Below are 17723 nucleotides of genomic sequence, written 5' to 3' on the forward strand. Positions count from 1 at the left end.
GGACCGGGCCACGCCCGTGGGCGCAAGCCGCACGGCGGCGTCCGAACGCCCACTAGATTGGGCGTGCACAGAGCGGGCCAGGCTGGTCAGGGGGCAGCGGTTCATATGGAATCCGAAGGCACACACGACGCACGCGGCACACGAGCCAGTTCCGTGCCCCGTCCCGCCGGCCCACCGGTGGAGGCACCGTCCGTGCCGCCCGGCACCCCCGCCCGGCCCGGCCACGCCCCGGCCACCCGGCCCAAGGTCGCGGAGTGGCTCCGTGTGCCCCGTCCCGCCGCGGCCGCCGGTGTCTGGCGGCTGGGCCACATCGACCGCCCCGACGAGGAACCGGACCTGGTCCCCGCTCGGCAGCTCTTCAGCGGAGCCTTCGTCGCCTATCTGTGCGGCTGGCTGCTCTGGTCCCTGCTGTGGAACCGCTACCTCGAGGGGTGGTGGTTCTTCGTCGACGACTGGTGGCTGCTGCCCATGCTGTGGGCGGTGCCCGACGCCTGGCGGGCTCCCACCGACCCGAACTTCGAGCTGTACGTCCTGGCCAGTTACCTCTACAACGGCGTCGTGCTCGGGCTGCTCGCCATCGGCTTCGGCCGGGTCGGGAACTGGAAGGAGGTGTGGCAGCGGTACGGAGTGCCGCTGTGGCCGCTGTTCGTGTTCCTGCCAGGCGTCTGGCGCGAGATGCCGCGGACCGTCACCTGGCTCACCTGGGTCTCGAACGTCTACTACCTGCTTCTCGCCGCTGCGGTCGTCGCCGCGGTCGGCAGGGCCGGGACCTGGCAGGTCGTGCAGCGCAGGCGCACGAGGACGGCGGGCTCGCTGCCCGACGCCCCACCGTCGCCAAAGGACCCCGCCGAATGGCCGGAACTGCGCGGCGCCGGGCTGGCCGAGGCCGCGGAACGCCTCGCGGAGGCCACCCGCAACGGGACCCTCGGCGATGTGGACTACGCGCGGATCCGGCGCGCCTGGCAGGGCGTCCACGCCCGGCCCGAGCGGCTCGCCGCCTTCGCCGACACCGTGCGCAGGCACGGCCCCGCCGCCTGCGCCCACCCGTCGGGCCTGCGGGACCTGCCGGTGCGGACCGCGACGCACGACCTGGCCACCGGCCAGGTCAAGATCGGCACCGTCGTCGACGACGCTCGTAATCCGTACGCCCGCCGCACCACCGGCGTGGCCCTGGAGCCCGCCCTGCTCGGCACGTCGCTGCTCGCCGTCGGGCCCTCCGGATCCGGCAAGAGCGTTCGGCTCGTACGGCCCGTGGTCGAGTCCCTGTGTCTGCTGGCGCTCGCCAACCGCGCCGCCGTCGTGGCCGTCACGGCCCAGGGGACGCCCGTCGCCACGGACGGCGACTTCGACCTCGTGATCTCCGTCGGCCGCCCGGACTCGACCCACGACCTCGACCTCTACGGCGGTGCGGAGGACCCGGACGAGGCCGCCCGTATCCTCGCGGAGGCGCTCGTCGGGGACCTCGCCGCCGGTCTGCCCGGTGGCGACAGCCGGCGCGCCGCCACCGCGCTGGCCCAGCTCATCGGGCCGTACCAGTGTGTGCACGGGCATTTCCCCGCCGTCCCCGAACTGCGCGAGCTGCTCGGCGGGGCGCCCGCGGCGCTGAGCGCGCTGCGGACGGCCCTGGAAGCGGCGGGTGAGGCGTCCCAGCTGCGTGAACTGGACGCCCGTGAACGGCAGTCGGCTCGTGGTGACGAGATCGGTGTGCTCCTCGCCGAACGGATCGCCTTTCTCGACCGGCCCGCGTTCGCACAGTTCTTCCGCACCGCCGGCGGTGGCCGGACGTTCTCCCTGCGCGCCATCGAGCACCCCCTGCGGGTCCGCGTGGACCTGCCGGAGCGCGGCCACGCCGAGGCGTCGCGCATCATCGCCCGGCTGGTGCTCGCCCAGTTCACCGAGGCGGCGCTCACCCGCTCCGACCGCTCGCTGTTCGCCTGTCTGGTCCTGGACGACGCGACCAGCACCGTCACCGCCGACTCGGTGCGCGCGCTGCAACGGCTGCGCTCCGCCAACGCCGGCGTCGTGCTCGCGCTGCGCACCCTCGAGGACGTGCCGGAGCCGCTGCGCGGCCCGCTGCTCGGCGCCGTCGGCTGCCGGATGGCGTTCTCCGGCCTCGCCCCCTGGGACGGCAACCGCTTCGCGGAGAACTGGGGCACCGAGTGGGTCCAGACCAGGGACGTCACCAACCGGCAGATCATCTCGGACGAGCCCCTCACCAAGGCGCTCCACATGATGCGCCGTCTCGTCACCGGCAAGGCGATCACCGCGGAGGCCGTCACGGTGCGCGAGGTGGAGCGCGCCCGCTGGTCCGCGTCCGACCTCGCGCACTCGGTGCCCGCGGGCCACGCCGTACTGTCGCTGACGAACGTCCGCGGAGATCACGCGCCGCCTCTGCTGGTCGATCTGCGGACCTGAGGCCGCACGCCCCCTGGGCGGCGTGCCGTCCGGACTGCGACAACCTGGCAGAATCGGGGTACGCCGTTCATACGGGACGGCGAATTCCGTACCGCTGTCATCTGCCTCGAAGGGCCTTCGGTCCCATGCCGCCCACCCTCGCCTCGCTCGTCCAGCACTCGGCGCTCAAGCTCACCGTCCGTGCCGGTGAGGACCGGCTCGAGACTCCCGTGCGGTGGGCACACGTCAGCGAGCTCGCCGACCCCGTGCCGTACATGGAGGGCGGCGAGCTGCTGCTCGTCACCGCCATGACCCTGGACGCGGAGGACCGCGAGGCCATGCGCCGCTATGTGCGCCGGCTGGTCGGCGCCGGTGTGGTCGGCCTCGGATTCGCCGTGGGCGTCTACTACGAGGACATCCCCGAGGCGCTCGTCGAGGCCGCCACGGAGGAGGGCCTGCCGCTGCTCGCCGTGCCCCGCCGCACGCCGTTCCTCGCGATCAGCAAGGCCGTCTCCGCGGCGATCGCAGCCGACCAGTACCGGGCCGTGACCGCGGGCTTCGAGGCGCAGCGCGAGCTGACCCGGGCCGCGCTCGCCGAGGGTCCGGCCGCCGTCGTGGCCCGGCTCGCCGCGCACATCGACGGCTGGGCGGCGCTGTACGACGCGTCCGGCGCGGTCGTCGCCGCGGCACCCGACTGGGCCGCCCGGCGCGCGGCCCGTATCTCGGCCGATGTCGAGCGGCTGCGCGAGCGGGCCGCGCCGGCGAGCGCCGTGGTCGGTGGCACGGAGGACGACGACCGTGTCGAACTCCAGTCGCTGGGCACGGGACGCCGGGTCCACGGCGCCCTGGCGGTCGGCACCGGAGCCCCGCTGGGCACGGCGGAGCGGTACGCGGTGCACTCGGCGGTCGCCCTGCTGACCCTGACCACCGAGCGTTCCCGCTCGCTGCAGGCGGCCGAACAGCGCCTGGGGGCGGCGGTGCTCCGGATGCTCCTGGCCGGGCAGCCGGACCATGCCAGGGCCGTCGCCGGTGATCTGTACGGGGAACTGCTCGACGCCCCCTTCCGGCTGCTCATCGCCGAAGCCGCCGACGAGCCCGACTCCGCCGCGGACCGGCCCGCTGCCCTGAGCGCCTTCGCCGAGGCGCTCGAGTCGGCGGCGGCGCGGGTGGGGGAGACCCTGCTCGCCGTGCCCGACGGGGCCGAGGGCCGGATGGTGGTGCTCGCCGTGGACGGCGGCGCGGTGGCCGGGACGTGCGTGGGCGCCTACGGGGACGAGGAGGCCGAGGCCGCGGGGGTCTTCGTCGGCCTTTCCGCTCCGACCGGTCCGATAGCGGCCGCCGGTGCGTACAAACAGGCGGAGCAGGCTCTCTCCGTCGCCAGGCGCCGCGGGCGCGCCCTCGTGGAGCACGAGGAGCTGGCGGCCGGATCGATCCTTCCGCTGCTCGGCGACGACGCGGTGCGCGCTTTCGCCGACGGGATGCTGCGCGCGCTGTACGAGCACGACGCGACCGGCCGCGGCGACCTCGTCGCCTCGCTGCGGGCCTGGCTGTCGCGCCACGGCCAGTGGGACGCGGCGGCGGCCGATCTCGGCGTGCACCGCCACACGCTGCGTTACCGGATGCGCCGGGTGGAGGAGATCCTCGGGCGCTCGCTGGACGACCCGGACGTGCGCATGGAGCTGTGGCTCGCTCTGAAGGCGACAGGCTCAGGCGAACCTCAGCCCCGATGAGCCGAAGAACCTGGCCGAAGAACCGGGCCGAAGAAGCCTGATCCTGCCCGGAAGCGGGCAAAATTGTTGGCTTTCTCTGTTCCTGGTGCCTAATCTCCTGCACATGACAAGCCCAGCCCCGGCGTCCGACGCGCCCGGCTCCCTCGCGCCCCCGTCAGCACCGCCCTCCGCCGCCCATCGGACGTCGGGCGCCGTCTGGGCCGCCCTCGCCATCGTGTACGTCGTCTGGGGTTCCACCTACCTCGGCATCCGCATCGTCGTCGAGACGATGCCGCCGTTCATCTCGGCCGCGGGCCGCTTCGTCGTCGCCGGACTGATCCTCGGAGCCCTCGTGGCCTGGCGGCAGGGCCCCTCCGCGCTCAAGGTCACCCGGGCGCAGCTCGCGTCCGCGGCCACCGTCGGCCTGCTGCTGCTCCTGGGCGGCAACGGCCTGGTCGTCCTCGCCGAGACGTCCATCCCGTCCGGGCTCGCCGCGCTGCTGATCGCCGTGGTCCCCGCATGGGTCGTCGTCCTGCGCAGGGTGTCGGGAGACCGCCCCGGTCTCGGCGCCTACGCGGGTGTGGCGCTCGGCCTTGCCGGCCTCGCCGTACTGACCCTGCCGGGCCTCAGTGGCGACGTGCGCATCACGGGTGTGCTGACCGTGGTGGCCGCGACCGTGCTGTGGTCGGTGGGTTCCTTCTCGTCCTCCCGTATCCCGATGCCGGCCAACCCGTTCGCCGCCAGTGCCTACGAGATGGTCGCGGGCGGGATCGGCTGCGGCCTCGTCGCGCTCGGCCGCGGAGAGCACCACGGATTCGCCCTCGGAGACGTCTCCACCCGCTCCTGGGTCGCGCTCGCCTACCTCGTCGTCTTCGGCTCGCTCATCGCGTTCACGGCGTACGCCTGGCTGCTGCACACCGCCCCGCTCTCGCTGGTCGCCACCTACGCCTACGTCAACCCGGTGGTCGCCGTGCTGCTCGGCGCGCTGGTGCTCGACGAGCGGCTGTCCTGGCCGATCGCGGTGGGCGGCGCCGTCGTCGTGGCGGGCGTGTTCCTGATCGTCTCCACCGAGCGACGCCGCTGACCCGCCAAAGAGGCCAGGCACGGGTCACGACCACTCCATGCCGGACAAACGACCGGACGGGCCCGCGGCCCTACCGTGTGGGAAGAACAACGAGCACAATCCCCACTACTTCGGAAGGGCCGGGACCCGCATGACTTCCACCCACGCCTTCTGGCTCGCCGGCCGCCAGGCCACCGGCGAGACCGCCTTCGACGTCACCTCGCCGTGGGACGGCCGCCTCGTCGGCAAGGTCTCCGTACCGACCGAGGCCCAGGTCGAGGAAGCCGTCGCCGCCGCGCACGCGGTCCGTGACGAGTTCGCCGCCACCCCCGCCCACGTACGCGCGGCGGCCCTGGACCACGTCTCGAAGCGACTTCTCGAGCGCACCGAGGAGATCGCGCAGCTGATCTCGGCGGAGAACGGCAAGCCGATCAAGTGGGCCCGCGGTGAGGTAGGCCGTGCCGTCTCCGTCTTCCGGTTCGCCGCGGAGGAGGCCCGCCGCTTCAACGGCGGCGAGGCGCAGCGCCTGGACACCGACGCGGGCGGCCAGGGCCGGCTCGCGATCACCCGGCGCTTCCCCAAGGGGGTCGTGCTCGGCATCGCGCCGTTCAACTTCCCGCTCAACCTGTGCGCCCACAAGATCGCCCCGGCGATCGCCGTCGGCGCGCCGATCATCCTCAAGCCGGCGCCCGCGACGCCGCTGTCCGGTCTGATCCTCGGTGAGCTGCTGGCCGAGACCGACCTGCCCGCCGGTTCCTGGTCCGTGCTGACCGTCCCGAACGAGCAGATGCCCGCCCTCGTCAAGGACGAGCGTCTGCCGGTCATCTCCTTCACCGGCTCCGACAAGGTCGGCTACGCGATCATGGACTCGGTGCCGCGCAAGCACTGCACCCTGGAACTCGGCGGCAACGGCGCGGCCGTCGTCCTCGCCGACTTCGCCTCCGAGCAGGACCTGGACTGGGCGGCGACCCGCATCGCCACCTTCTCCAACTACCAGGGCGGCCAGTCCTGCATCTCCGTGCAGCGCGTGATCGCCGACGCGTCCGTGTACGACCGGCTGCTGCCGAAGATCGTTGCGGCCGTCGAGGCCCAGGTCACCGGCGACCCGTCCGACGCGGCCACCGACGTCGGCCCGCTGGTCAGCGAGGACGCCGCCAAGCGTGTGGAGACCTGGGTGGACGAGGCCGTGCGGGGCGGCGCGAAGCTGCTCGCCGGCGGCAAGCGCGACGGCGCCGCCTACGCGCCCACCGTCCTGACCGACGTCCCCGCCGATGTCACCCTCGCCTGCGAGGAGGTCTTCGGACCGGTGCTGACCGTGACCCGCGTCGACGGCGAGGACGAGGCCTACGCGGCCGTCAACGACTCCAAGTACGGCCTCCAGGCAGGTGTGTTCACGCACGACGTGCAGACCGCCTTCCGCGCCCACCGCGCCCTCGAGGTCGGCGGCGTGATCGTCGGCGACGTCCCCTCCTACCGCGCCGACCAGATGCCCTACGGCGGCGCCAAGCAGTCCGGCGTCGGCCGCGAGGGCGTCGCCTTCGCGATGGACGACTACACGTACGAGCGTGTACTGGTCCTCACCGGCCTGGCGCTGTAGCACGCGCACACCGCGACCGACGGCCGGAGCCCACTGTGCGGGGGCTCCGGCCGTCTTTTGCATCTGCGCTCTGACCTGGGGGAAAGGTCGGATCTCGGCTGGTTTCCATGGCGCATTGGGAACACGACGAGACGGTGGTTCGGCGTCGGGGCGACTGGCAGGCTGAAGGCTTCGATGACGTGGAGTCAGCGTGGTCAGGCAGCCAGAGCCCCGGTACGGATCGCGAACTCACGAAGCCCCTGCACCCGAGCAGGCCCGTACAGCAGATCCGACGTCAGCGCCCACAGCGCCGGACGCTGCACCTCCTGGGGCGCCTCCTGCTCCACCCGCCGCAGCGCCGCGAACGTCTGCGGTCCGTCGCCCAGGGCGTGCCACATCCGCGCGGTGTCCGTCCAGGCCCGGGCGCGGCGCTCCGGCGTCGGCATGAAGCCGATGTTCAGCCCGGCCGCGACCTTGACGCCCTCGTCCGGCGTCCCGAGCGCGTTGAGGACCCCGATCCGGTAGACGTCGACCTGGGCTCGGGTTGCCTCCACGGTGAAGAGGCCCTGGACCTCCGGCAGGCGCTCGGTGTCTTCCTCCGCCTCGTCGAGCAGCGCGAGCGCCGTCGAGCGGTCGCCGCCGGAAGCCGCCGAGTACGCGGCGGTCAGTAGCAGTGTGGTCCGTACGGCCGCGGTGCGTTCCTCGGATGGGTCCAACTCGGTTGCCTCGCGGGTAAGGAGGTTCACCGCGGATGACCAGCGGCCGGAGCGGCGCATCGTGATTGCCAGCACTCGGGATGCCTCCCCGACCGGCACCGGCGACCCGCTGGCCCTGGCGGCGGTCAGCGCCCGGTCGGCCGCGACCCACGCCGCGTCGGAGTGCTGCTTCGCCGCCAGTTCCGCCGTGAGCACATACGCCCGGGCCAGCACGGCGGCGGCCTGCTGCCGCGCCCGCCCGGTCGCGGCGTCTCTGGTCGCCGCGGCCGCAGCGAGCAACCCCGGCAGCGACTGGCCGAGATCGCTGTAGCGGGCTGCCTGGAAGGTCCGCCGCGCTGCAACCGTCTGCGCGGTCAGGACGGCCAGCGGCACCGCGTCGGCGGCCGGAAGCCGGAACAAGGCTTCTTCAAGACTGGCTGCCGGGTCCCCGGATACGGCGGCAGCGGCCGATGACGCGCCGGCGCCCACGATGGCCGTTGCCCCAGCGGCGAGCGCCCCGGCAAGCAGTTCCCTACGACGCACCGCATCCTCCTCGTCCGACAGCCGCTCGCTCGCCACCGTAGCGACCGCCGGGCCGTGTGGCACAGCGGAACCACACAGCCGCTCGGGTGGGATGCCCAACACCTCGGCCATGAGCAGCATCGCAGAATGCTCCGGCCGTAGCTTGTTGCCCTCGATCCTGGAGATCGCCGACGCCGAGTAGCCGCACTTGCCGCCTAACTGTGCCTGTGTCAGCCGGGCGGCACCCCGGGCACCGCGAATGACGGCCCCGAGGTCTTCCGTGTTGTGGCCCATGGGCACCTCCTGCGCACCGACGGGACAGACGACGCTAGCGCCGTTCCTGACGAGCCGACAGGGTGCGCGGATGCACACGGTGTGCCGGTTCCGCACACCGTGTGCGGGAGCGCCCCGGCGAGTCCCGCCCCGGCCTCCGCGCCGCCATGGTGGTTCCCGCAGACGGGCGGCGTACCCAGCCGCTTCGCTGCTCGCACTCCCACCGGAGGCAACCATGAACATCTTGCGAGCTGACGACGTCGCCGAAGTGACCGTGCTCGACGCCCTCACGTACGCGGGGCACATCGAAAACCTCGGCGAGGCGTTCCTCAATCCGAAGCTGCGGTTCGTCCGCGGCAACATCATCGACGCGAAGCTGGTCGACGAACTGGTGCAGAAGCACACGGCGATCGTCCACTTCGCCGCCGAGTCCCACGTCGACCGCTCGTTCTTCGCGGCCGGCACCTTCCTGTCCACGAACGTGCTCGGCACCCAGACCCTCGCGGACGCCGCAATGCGGCATGGCATCCAGAAGTTCGTCCACGTCTCCACCGACGAGGTCTACGGGCCGATGGCCGAAGGGTCTGCCACTGAGGGGGACCCGGTCCGGCCGACCGTACCGTACGCCGCGTCGAAGGCTGCCAGTGACTTCGTGGCTCTGAGCTACTTCCACACCTACGACGTCCCGGTGTGCGTCACGCGCAGCTCGAACAACTACGGGCCGTACCAGCACCCCGAGAAGATCATCCCCCTGTTCGTCACCCATCTGTTCCGGGGCGACAAGGTCACCATCCACGGTCAGGGCCAGCACGTCCGCAACTGGCTGCACGTCGAAGACAACTGCGCCGGCATCGAGCTGGTCCTGCGCGGCGGAGTCCCCGGCGAGGTCTACAACATCGGCGGCGGCACGGACTTCACCACCGTGGAGCTCACCGACATCCTCCTGCGCATGTGCGACGCCGACTGGGACTCGGTGGTGTACGTGCCCGACCGGCGGTCGAACGACATCCGGTACTCGATGGCCTGGGGCAAGATCGCCACTCAGCTCGGCTACCGTCCCGCCCGCGGCTTCGAGGACGGCCTCGTCGCCGCCGTGGAGTGGTACCGGCGCAACCCCGATCGGTGGGCGCCGCTGATGCGCAACTCGCACGCGCCGATGCCCGAGGTCGAGTTCGCTGCCCCCGCCGAGGAGGCCCCGCGTGTCATTCACTGACGTGAGAAGGCGCCGCATCCTCGTGACCGGCGTCGGAGGAGCCCCAGGGTTCGACCTCGCCCGGAGCCTGCTCCGGCTCGGCTGCGACGTCATCGCGGCGGACTCCAACCCGCTCGCCGCCGGCCTCCGCCTGCCCGACGTCACGCCGCGCATCACAGCCCCGGCCGCCGACCCGTCCTACCGGTCCAGCCTCCTGCGCCTGTGCGCCGAGCTCCGGCCGCACGCGATCCTGTCCACCGTCGAGCACGAGCTCGGCAAGCTCGCCGCACTGCGGCGCCCCCTGGCCGACCTCGGTGTGACGACGTGGCTGCCGGACCCAGCCGCGATCGAAGCGTGCACCGACAAGGCTGCGTTCCACACGGTGCTCAGCAAGAACGACGTCCCCACGCCGCGCACCGTCCTGCCCCACGAGCTGGAGCAGGTCCCCGACGGCGCCCCGCTGGTCGTCAAACCCCGGTGCGGGCAGGGTGCCCAGAACGTGCACTTCTGCCACACCAGGGAACAGGCGCGCATGCTGTGCGAGCTCGTCCTTGACCCCATCGTCCAGGACCGTGTGAACGGGGACGAGTTCACCGCGGACTGCCTCGTCGACCGTTCCGGCCGGGCGTCGGTGATCCTGCGTCACCGGCTCCTCGTCAAGGGTGGCCTCGCCGTCGTGAGCCGCACGTTCCACGACAAGGAGGTGGCCGAGCGCGTCCAGGAGACCCTGGCCGCCGTCGGCGCGGCCGGGGCCTGCTGCGCCCAGGGCTTTATCACCGACGACGGCCTGAACCGGGTCGTGATGACCGAGGTCAACGCCCGCGTTGCCGGAGGCTTCCCCGCGAGCGAGGCGGCCGGGGCCGACCTCACCGGCCAGCTCCTCGCCGGCCTGTTCAAGAACCCCGTCGACCACGACCGGCTCCAGTACAAGCCGGACGTGTGCCTCACCAAGTACACCGAGACCCTGATCGTCGAGGAGGGCCGGCGATGACGACAGCCATGGTGGCAGGCACGGCCAACAACGCGCGTCCGTTCCTCTACGGCCCCGAAGAGGCCGCGCTGGCCGAGGCCCTGCGCAGCGGGCATTACGGTCACACCGACGTCACTGACCAGTTCGAGGCCGACGTCGCCGCCTTCCTCGGCGTCCCCGAGACGGTCGCGGTCGCCTCCGGCACGTCCGCGCTCCACGTCGCTCTGCTCGCCGCCGGCGTCGGCCCCGGACACGAGGTGATCGTCCCGTCCCTCACGTTCTGCGCCACGATTCAGGCGATCCTCGCTGTCGGCGCCCGGCCCCGGTTCGTCGAGGTCAACCCGCGCACCGTGTGCGTCGGCAGCGCGGAAGTGCTGGACGCCGTCACCGCGGACACCCGCGCAGTAATGCCCGTGCTCTATGGCGGCCGGGCCGTCGACCTGTCCGAGGCGCAGCCGGTGTTCGCCGAGCAGGGCATCACCGTCATCGAGGACGCAGCCCACGCCTTCGGCTCCTACGTCGGCGAGCGACGCGTCGGGGCAACCGGGGCCCTGACCTGCTTCAGCTTCGGGCCGATAAAGAACCTCACCTGCGGGCAGGGCGGCATGATCGTCCCGCGCAACGCGTTGGAGGCGGCGGCCTGCCGCAAGCTGCGCGGCCTGGGCATCGTCGAGTCGGCGGCCCGGCGTGCGGAGGCGACCGGCTACACCGTCGAAGGCTTCGGGTTGCGGGTGCAGCTGTCGGCGCTCAACGCGGCGATCGGCGCCGCCCAGCTCGGCCGGTTCCCGGAGGCTGAGGCTAAGCGCAAAGCCCTGTGGCGGGTGTACGCGACCGCTCTACAGGGCGCCGAAGGCGTCACCATGGTGGATGTTGACGTGGAACGCTCCGTGCCGCACCTGTGCGCGGTGCTCGTCCACGCGCACCGCGACCAGGTGTTCCGGATGCTCCGGGACCAGGGTGTCGGAGTCGGCACGCACTATCCGCCGAACCACCAGCAGCCGGCCTTCGCCCCGTGGCACCGGTCCCTGCCGGTGACCGAGCGGGTAGGCCGCCAGATCATGACCCTGCCATTCCACCAGCACCTGACGGAGACCGACGGCGAGCACGTCGCTGCCGAGGTCCTGAAGGCCGTCACCGAGACGGCGGCCGTCGGATGACGGCCCCGCCGCGACGTCTCCTGACGGTCTGCCTCGGCAACCACTGCCGCTCCCCGCTCGCCGCCGTCATCCTCGCCCAGCTCGGCGGGGACGCAGTCGAGGTGAGGTCAGCAGGCACCCGGGACAAGTGGGTCGGCAAACCCGCCCACGCCGAGATGGTCGCCGCCGGGGCGGCGCGTGGGTACGACATGAGCGCCCACTGCGGCGTGCACATCAGCAGGGAACTGCTGGAGTGGGCCGACGTCGTCCTCGCCATGGACGAGAGCAACCTCGCCGAGCTCCGGAAGCTGGCCGACGAGCACACCGCGCACAAGCTGGTCCTGTACCTGGGCGACCGCGACGTCCCCGACCCGTGGGAGAAGGACGCCGCCGCGTTCGCCGACGTCGTCACCCTCGTCGAGGACGGCGCCGCCCAGCACCTCCCGTAGAACCCGCGCGCGCCGGTCAGCCGGACGCGGCGGACAGGATCACGTCCACGAGCCTGTTCGCCGCGTCCGGCCGTCCGTGCGCCCGGGCCCGCTCCGCCATAGCCTCCCGCCGCGCGGGATCGGTGAGGAGCGGGCCCACCGCGTCCCGCATCCTCCCCACGGTCACCTCACCGAGCAGCGCGACGGCAGCCCCGGCGTCCTCCAGGTGGCGCGCGTTGTGCGCCTGCTCGTTCCCGGCCGAGGAAGCGAGCGGTACGAAGACCGCAGGCTTGCCCAGCGCGGTCAGCTCGGCGAGCGTCCCGGCGCCGCTCCGGGAGACCACGACGTCGGCCAGCGCCAGCACGTCGGGGAGCTCCGGGCCGACGAACCCGGCGAGGTAATACCGGCCCGACAGCTCCACAGGCAGAGCCGCCGCGTGCTGCCGAAGGCCTTCGACGTTGGCCGGCCCGCACTGGTGAATTACGTTCGCCCGCTCCAGCAGCCACGGCAGCGTGTCCCGGACAACGTCGTTGATCTGCTGGGAGCCCTGCGCGCCGCCGGTGACGTACACGGTCGGTAGACGCCGGTCGAAGCCGTGCAGGGCCAGGGCTTCCACCGCCTTGTCCGCGTGTCCGGTCAGCACCTCGGGGCGGATCGGATTGCCGGTCACGACCGCAGCCCCCCGCACGGACTCCGGCAGGAGCGGCAGCGACGACTCCGACGACACCGCGATCCTCGTCGCCGAGCTCGCGAGCTTCCGGTTGGCCAGGCCCAGTCGCACGGTCTGCTCATGGAGGACCAGCGGGCGGCGGCACATGCGGGCGGCCAGGCCGGCCGGGACAGCCACATATCCGCCCGTGGCGAGCACGATATCCGGATGGAAGTCGGCGACGATCTTCCGTGCCTGAGCCACGCCGAGCGGCACGCGCGCCATGTCCTTTATGTTCGCCGGGCTCACCATTTTGAGGGGGTTGCTGGAGCGGCGAATCTTGCCCGTGGCCACGGTCTTGAAAGCGATGCCCTCGGCCGGTGCCACCCGAGCCTCCAAGCCGTCAGCTGTGCCGATCCACAGGACCTCAAGCACCCTGCCATCCGCCGCCAGCCGATGCTGGAGCGCGCGGATCGCGGTCAACGCGGGATAGGTGTGACCCCCGGTACCTCCCCCCGTGACGATGAGGCGGACGCTGGTCGGGAGACGGGAAGCACTATTCACTCGGCGCACCCTACTGCGCCACCTCCCCATCCGGTTCATGTTCCCGTCCCACCCGTGTTCCCACGGGAACACGGGTGGTCGAGGAGGAGGGCAGATGAGTGAAGATGCGAGCTAAAACCACCGGGCGTTCGTGCAGGTGAGAGAAAGATTGCAGGTCAGAGGCCCTGCGAGGAGCCCACTGTGCGGGGGCTCCGGCCGTCTTCGCGTACCAGGGGGACGTGCGGACAGTGCCAGGAGGCGAAGACGATCAGGGACGATCGGAGCCCTCTGCGACGGCGAGGACCTCCACCAGGCGGTTCAGTTTGTTGCGTGCCCGCACGGCGTTCGAGCGCGGCAACCTGATGCTGGCGGTGGCCTGCGCCGAGAAGGATGTCGCGTACGAGAGTTCGGTCACCGGAATGCTGCCCAGCGAGGCGGTGACGCGGCGCAGGGCCGCGGGGTCGTTGTGCAGGGTGACCGTGAGCGTGCAGTCGGGCGTGCTCGCGTCCGCACCCTCGGCGCCCGGCGCGGTGCGCCGCAGCAGGCCGTAGGTGAAGGACTCCTGAAGCGCTTCGCACGAGGCCGCGATGATGTTGTCCGCGACGCCGACGGTGTGCCACACACCGAGGCCGTCGGTGACGCTGATCAGTACACGGATCCGAGCCCCCGTGCCGCGGTGCCCTTCCAGGATGCGGACCTTGTAGTCGACCAACTCGAATCGGTCCACTTCCGGATGGGCGTGCTGGATCGCCTGGCGCAGAGCCCGGTCCAGAGCGTCCACCGGCCCGTTGCCCTCTGCCACGGCCGTCGACCTTCGGCCCTGCGCGCGCAGTTTCACCGCCGCCTCGGTTGCCGCCCCCTGCCTGCCGCTCGAGTCCTCGCTGATCACACGCCACGACTCGAGCTCGAAGAATTCGTCCCGGTGGCCGAGGACCTCCTCGCGGAGCAGCAGTTCGAAGGAGGCGTCAGCGGCCTCGTAGCTGTAGCCCGCGTTCTCTCGCTGCTTGACGCGGGCGACGATCCGGCTCACCTGGTCGCGATCGCCGGAGAGGTCGTAGCCGAGTTCCTTGGCCTTGAGCTCCACGGAGGCGCGGCCGGCCATGTCGGAAACGAGCGTCCGCATGCCGCCGCCGACCAGTTCGGGGTCGATGTGCTGGTAGAGGCCGGGGTCGACCTTGATGGCGGAGGCGTGCAGCCCGGCCTTGTGGGCGAAGGCGGAGGCACCCACGTACGGCTGATGTGTGGCGGGCGCGATGTTGACGACTTCGGCGATCGCATGCGAGATCCGGGTCGCCTCGGTGAGCCTTCCCGGGGGCAGCACCGCGCGGTTCAGCTTGAGTTCGAGGGTGGCGACCACGGGAAAGAGGTTGGCGTTGCCGACCCGGTCGCCGTAGCCGTTGGCGGTGCACCGGACGTGGTCGGCACCGGCCTCGACGGCGGCCAGGGTGTTGGCGACCGCGCAGCCGGTGTCGTCGTGGGCGTGGATGCCGAGCCGGGCCCCTGTCCGCTCCAGTACGTCGGCGACGGTCCGCCCCACCTGCGGTGGCAGGGTGCCGCCGTTGGTGTCGCGCAGGACCACCACCTCCGCGCCGGCCTCGTGAGCGGCGCCGACCACGGCGAGCGCGTAGTCACGGTTGCCCTGGTAGCCGTCGAAGAAGTGCTCGCACTCGACGAAGACGCGGCGGCCCCGGTCGCACAGGTACCGCACGCTGTCGCGGAGCATTTCGAGGTTCTCGTCGAGGGTGGTGCGCAGGACCAGCTCCACGTGGCGGTCGTGCGACTGGGCGGCCAGGGAGACCACGGGGGCGCCGGAATCGACCAGCGCGGCCAGTCGGCGGTCCTCCGCGGCGCTGATGCCGGCACGACGGGTGGTGCCGGAGGCGACCAGTTGTGCGTGCTCGAGGCCGAGCTCGGCGTGGGCGCGGGCGAAGAACTCGGTGTCCCGTGGGTTCGCCCCCGGCCGTCCGCCGTCGATGAAGCCGACCCCGAAGTCGTCCAGGTGCCGGGCGATGGCGAGCTTGTCCGCGACGGTCAGATCGATGCCCTCCCGCAGCGCGGCGTCGCGCAGGGTGGTGTCGACGACGTGGAAGGTCTCATGAACCATGTCCGTGTTCCTGTCTGCTGGGCTGGTGGGCCGAGGGGACTTGTGCGCCGGTGGGGCAAACAAAAAGACCCCTCGCGAAGCGCGAGAGGTCTGCGTGCGGGCGGTGAGCCGCCTGGGAGGGGTCGCCTCCAGGTCACCTCGTTGCCGGCACGCCGCCGCTGATAATGAGCCGGCACAGCATGGCGGGATTCTCACACGGCGTACCCGATGCCGGAACAGTGGTCTCACCATCCGGAACGCGGCCTCGTGGGAACCCGGCCGGGCATCGAGGCGGGCGACGCGGTGACGCGGCGGGGGCGCCGTACGAGCAGGGCGCCTCGCGAGGGACCGGCACACGGCGGGCCGTCGTCCCGGTGAGAGGCGAACATCTTGCCCCGCTGCCGTACGCGGGCTGGTGGAGGTACTGAGAATCGGGTACGACGAACGAGTAGCACCGCTCGGTACACGCCCTGGGCGGTCCCCGATTCGCGGCGAGGTGAGCCTCATGTCCGCTCCAACGGACAAGCCCCTGCACAAGCCCGGCACCCCGAAGATCAGCGAGCGCGAGGCACGACAGGTCGCGGAGGCGGCGCGCGAACAGGACTGGCGCAAGCCCAGTTTCGCCAAGGAGCTGTTCCTCGGACGCTTCCGGCTCGACCTGATCCACCCGCATCCGATGCCGACCGGTGAGGCCACCCGGCGCGGCGAGGAGTTCCTCTCGAAGCTGCGCGAGTTCTGCGAGACGAAGATCGACGGCGCGCTGATCGAGCGGGAGGCACAGATCCCCGACGAGGTGATCAACGGCCTGCGGGAACTCGGCGCGCTCGGCATGAAGATCGATCCCAAGTACGGGGGCCTCGGTCTCACCCAGGTGTACTACAACAAGGCGTTGGCACTCGTCGGCTCCGCCAACCCGGCGATCGGGGCGCTGCTCTCCGCCCACCAGTCGATCGGCGTACCGCAGCCCCTCAAACAGTTCGGCACCGACGAGCAGAAGCAGAAATTCCTCCCGCGGCTGGCCGCCAGTGACATCTCCGCGTTCCTGCTCACGGAGCCCGACGTCGGCTCCGACCCGGCCCGTCTCGCCACCACCGCGGTCCCGGACGGCGACGAATACGTCCTCGACGGCGTCAAGCTCTGGACCACCAACGGCGTCGTCGCCGATCTCCTCGTCGTCATGGCACGCGTCCCCAGGTCCGACGGCCACAAGGGCGGCATCACCGCCTTCGTCGTGGAGGCCGACAGCGAGGGCATCACCGTCGAGAACCGCAACGCCTTCATGGGGCTGCGCGGCCTGGAGAACGGCGTGACCCGTTTCCACCAGGTACGCGTCCCCGCCGAGAACCGCATCGGTCCCGAGGGCGCGGGCCTGAAGATCGCGCTGACCACCCTGAACACCGGCAGGCTCTCCCTGCCCGCCATGTGTGTCGGCGCCGGCAAATGGTGCCTGAAGATCGCCCGCGAGTGGTCCGAGGTGCGCGAACAGTGGGGCAAGCCGGTCGCCAGGCACGAGGCCGTCGGCTCCAAGATCTCCTTCATCGCCGCCACCACCTTCGCCCTGGAGGCCGTCGTCGACCTGGCCTCCCAGATGGCCGACGAGGACCGCAACGACATCCGCATCGAGGCCGCGCTCGCCAAGCTCTACGGCTCCGAGATGGGCTGCCTGATGGCCGACGAGCTGGTCCAGATCCGCGGCGGCCGCGGTTTCGAGACGGCCCAGTCGCTCGCCGCGCGCGGCGAACGTGCCGTGCCCGCCGAGCAGCTGCTGCGCGACCTGCGCATCAACCGCATCTTCGAGGGCTCGACCGAGATCATGCACCTGCTCATCGCCAGGGAGGCGGTCGACGCGCACCTCGCAGTCGCCGGCGACATCATCGACCCCGACAAACCGATGTCGGCCAAGGCGAAGGCCGGCGTGGACGCGGCCGCCTTCTACGCCCGCTGGCTGCCCAAACTCGTCACCGGCCCCGGTCACCTGCCCCGTACCTACGGCGAGTTCAACCCGGCCGGGCACCAGGACCTGTCCGTGCATCTGCGCCACGTCGAGCGGAGCTCCCGCAAGCTCGCCAGGTCGACCTTCTACGCCATGTCCCGCTGGCAGGGCCGGATGGAGACCAAGCAGGGCTTCCTCGGCCGGATCGTCGACATCGGCGCCGAGCTCTTCGCGATGAGCGCCGCCTGCGTCCGGGCGGACATGCTCCGCGCGTCCGGGGACCACGGACGCGAGGCCTACCAGCTCGCCGACGCGTTCTGCCGGCAGTCGAGGATCCGCGTCGAGGAACTGTTCGGCCGCCTCTGGTCCAACACCGACGACCTGGACCGCAAGGTCGTGGGCGGCGTCCTGTCCGGCACGTACACCTGGCTGGAGGAGGGCGTCGTCGACCCCAGCGGTGAAGGCCCCTGGATCGCCGACGCCACACCCGGTCCGACGGTGAAGGAGAACGTCCACCGCCCGATCCGCTGACGGGCCGGTGCCACACGCCGGGGACT

The 17723-nt window shown here is 71.6% G+C and carries 12 protein-coding genes; 9 read left to right on the forward strand and 3 right to left on the reverse strand.

Features of this window, described 5'->3' with window-relative positions:
• Positions 1-192: 192 nt before the first annotated feature.
• The 4 genes from ACFYV1_RS29205 (at position 193) to ACFYV1_RS29220 (ending at position 6763) form a co-directional block, all read left to right on the forward strand.
• A complete protein-coding gene (locus tag ACFYV1_RS29205) occupies positions 193-2415 on the forward strand; it encodes an ATP/GTP-binding protein (protein ID WP_389398594.1) in 2223 nt (740 codons plus the stop codon).
• Between the two features lie 125 nt (positions 2416-2540).
• Positions 2541-4124, forward strand: a complete 1584-nt coding sequence (locus ACFYV1_RS29210) for a PucR family transcriptional regulator (RefSeq protein WP_389398595.1) — start codon at positions 2541-2543, stop codon at positions 4122-4124.
• A gap of 103 nt (positions 4125-4227) precedes the next feature.
• The gene (locus ACFYV1_RS29215) at positions 4228-5187 is read left to right on the forward strand and encodes an EamA family transporter (protein WP_389398596.1); all 960 of its coding nucleotides are present in this window, start codon (positions 4228-4230) and stop codon (positions 5185-5187) included.
• A 130-nt stretch (positions 5188-5317) separates the two neighbouring features.
• Positions 5318-6763: an aldehyde dehydrogenase family protein gene (locus tag ACFYV1_RS29220; RefSeq protein WP_389398597.1), complete on the forward strand. Its 1446-nt coding sequence runs from the start codon at positions 5318-5320 to the stop codon at positions 6761-6763.
• Between the two features lie 194 nt (positions 6764-6957).
• On the opposite strand, the gene ACFYV1_RS29225 is transcribed toward ACFYV1_RS29220, so the two are convergent.
• Entirely contained in the window at positions 6958-8253 is a 1296-nt protein-coding gene (locus tag ACFYV1_RS29225; RefSeq protein ID WP_389398598.1) for a helix-turn-helix domain-containing protein, read from the reverse strand.
• 214 nt (positions 8254-8467) lie between these two features.
• Between ACFYV1_RS29225 and ACFYV1_RS29230 the strand changes: the two genes are divergently transcribed.
• From ACFYV1_RS29230 to ACFYV1_RS29245, 4 genes are read left to right on the forward strand one after another with little or no spacing between them, the layout of a single operon-like run.
• Positions 8468-9445, forward strand: a complete 978-nt coding sequence (locus ACFYV1_RS29230; protein WP_389398599.1) for a dTDP-glucose 4,6-dehydratase — start codon at positions 8468-8470, stop codon at positions 9443-9445.
• On the forward strand, positions 9432-10415 hold the full coding sequence (locus ACFYV1_RS29235; RefSeq protein ID WP_389398600.1) for an ATP-grasp domain-containing protein: 984 nt from the start codon (positions 9432-9434) through the stop codon (positions 10413-10415). Before ACFYV1_RS29230 ends, ACFYV1_RS29235 begins: the two co-directional genes overlap by 14 nt.
• Complete coding sequence (locus ACFYV1_RS29240; protein WP_389398601.1) at positions 10412-11551, forward strand: DegT/DnrJ/EryC1/StrS family aminotransferase; 1140 nt, start codon at positions 10412-10414, stop codon at positions 11549-11551. Before ACFYV1_RS29235 ends, ACFYV1_RS29240 begins: the two co-directional genes overlap by 4 nt.
• Positions 11548-11979, forward strand: coding sequence for a low molecular weight protein-tyrosine-phosphatase (locus ACFYV1_RS29245; RefSeq protein ID WP_389398602.1), 432 nt, complete (start codon positions 11548-11550; stop codon positions 11977-11979). Before ACFYV1_RS29240 ends, ACFYV1_RS29245 begins: the two co-directional genes overlap by 4 nt.
• Before the next feature lie 16 nt (positions 11980-11995).
• Here ACFYV1_RS29245 and ACFYV1_RS29250 read toward each other — a convergent pair whose 3' ends face one another.
• Together ACFYV1_RS29250 and cimA are read right to left on the reverse strand one after the other, a co-directional pair.
• Positions 11996-13201 (reverse strand): glycosyltransferase, encoded by a 1206-nt coding sequence (locus ACFYV1_RS29250; RefSeq protein ID WP_389398656.1) that lies wholly within the window; start codon positions 13199-13201, stop codon positions 11996-11998.
• A 217-nt stretch (positions 13202-13418) separates the two neighbouring features.
• Positions 13419-15254, reverse strand: a complete 1836-nt coding sequence (gene cimA, locus ACFYV1_RS29255) for a citramalate synthase (RefSeq protein ID WP_389398603.1) — start codon at positions 15252-15254, stop codon at positions 13419-13421.
• A gap of 484 nt (positions 15255-15738) precedes the next feature.
• Between cimA and ACFYV1_RS29260 the strand changes: the two genes are divergently transcribed.
• Positions 15739-17697: an acyl-CoA dehydrogenase family protein gene (locus tag ACFYV1_RS29260; RefSeq protein WP_389398604.1), complete on the forward strand. Its 1959-nt coding sequence runs from the start codon at positions 15739-15741 to the stop codon at positions 17695-17697.
• The last annotated feature ends 26 nt before the right edge of the window (positions 17698-17723 follow it).

The sequence above is a fragment of the Streptomyces sp. NPDC003023 genome (assembly GCF_042888225.1).
In the GTDB taxonomy this organism is placed as follows: Bacteria; Actinomycetota; Actinomycetes; order Streptomycetales; family Streptomycetaceae; genus Streptomyces.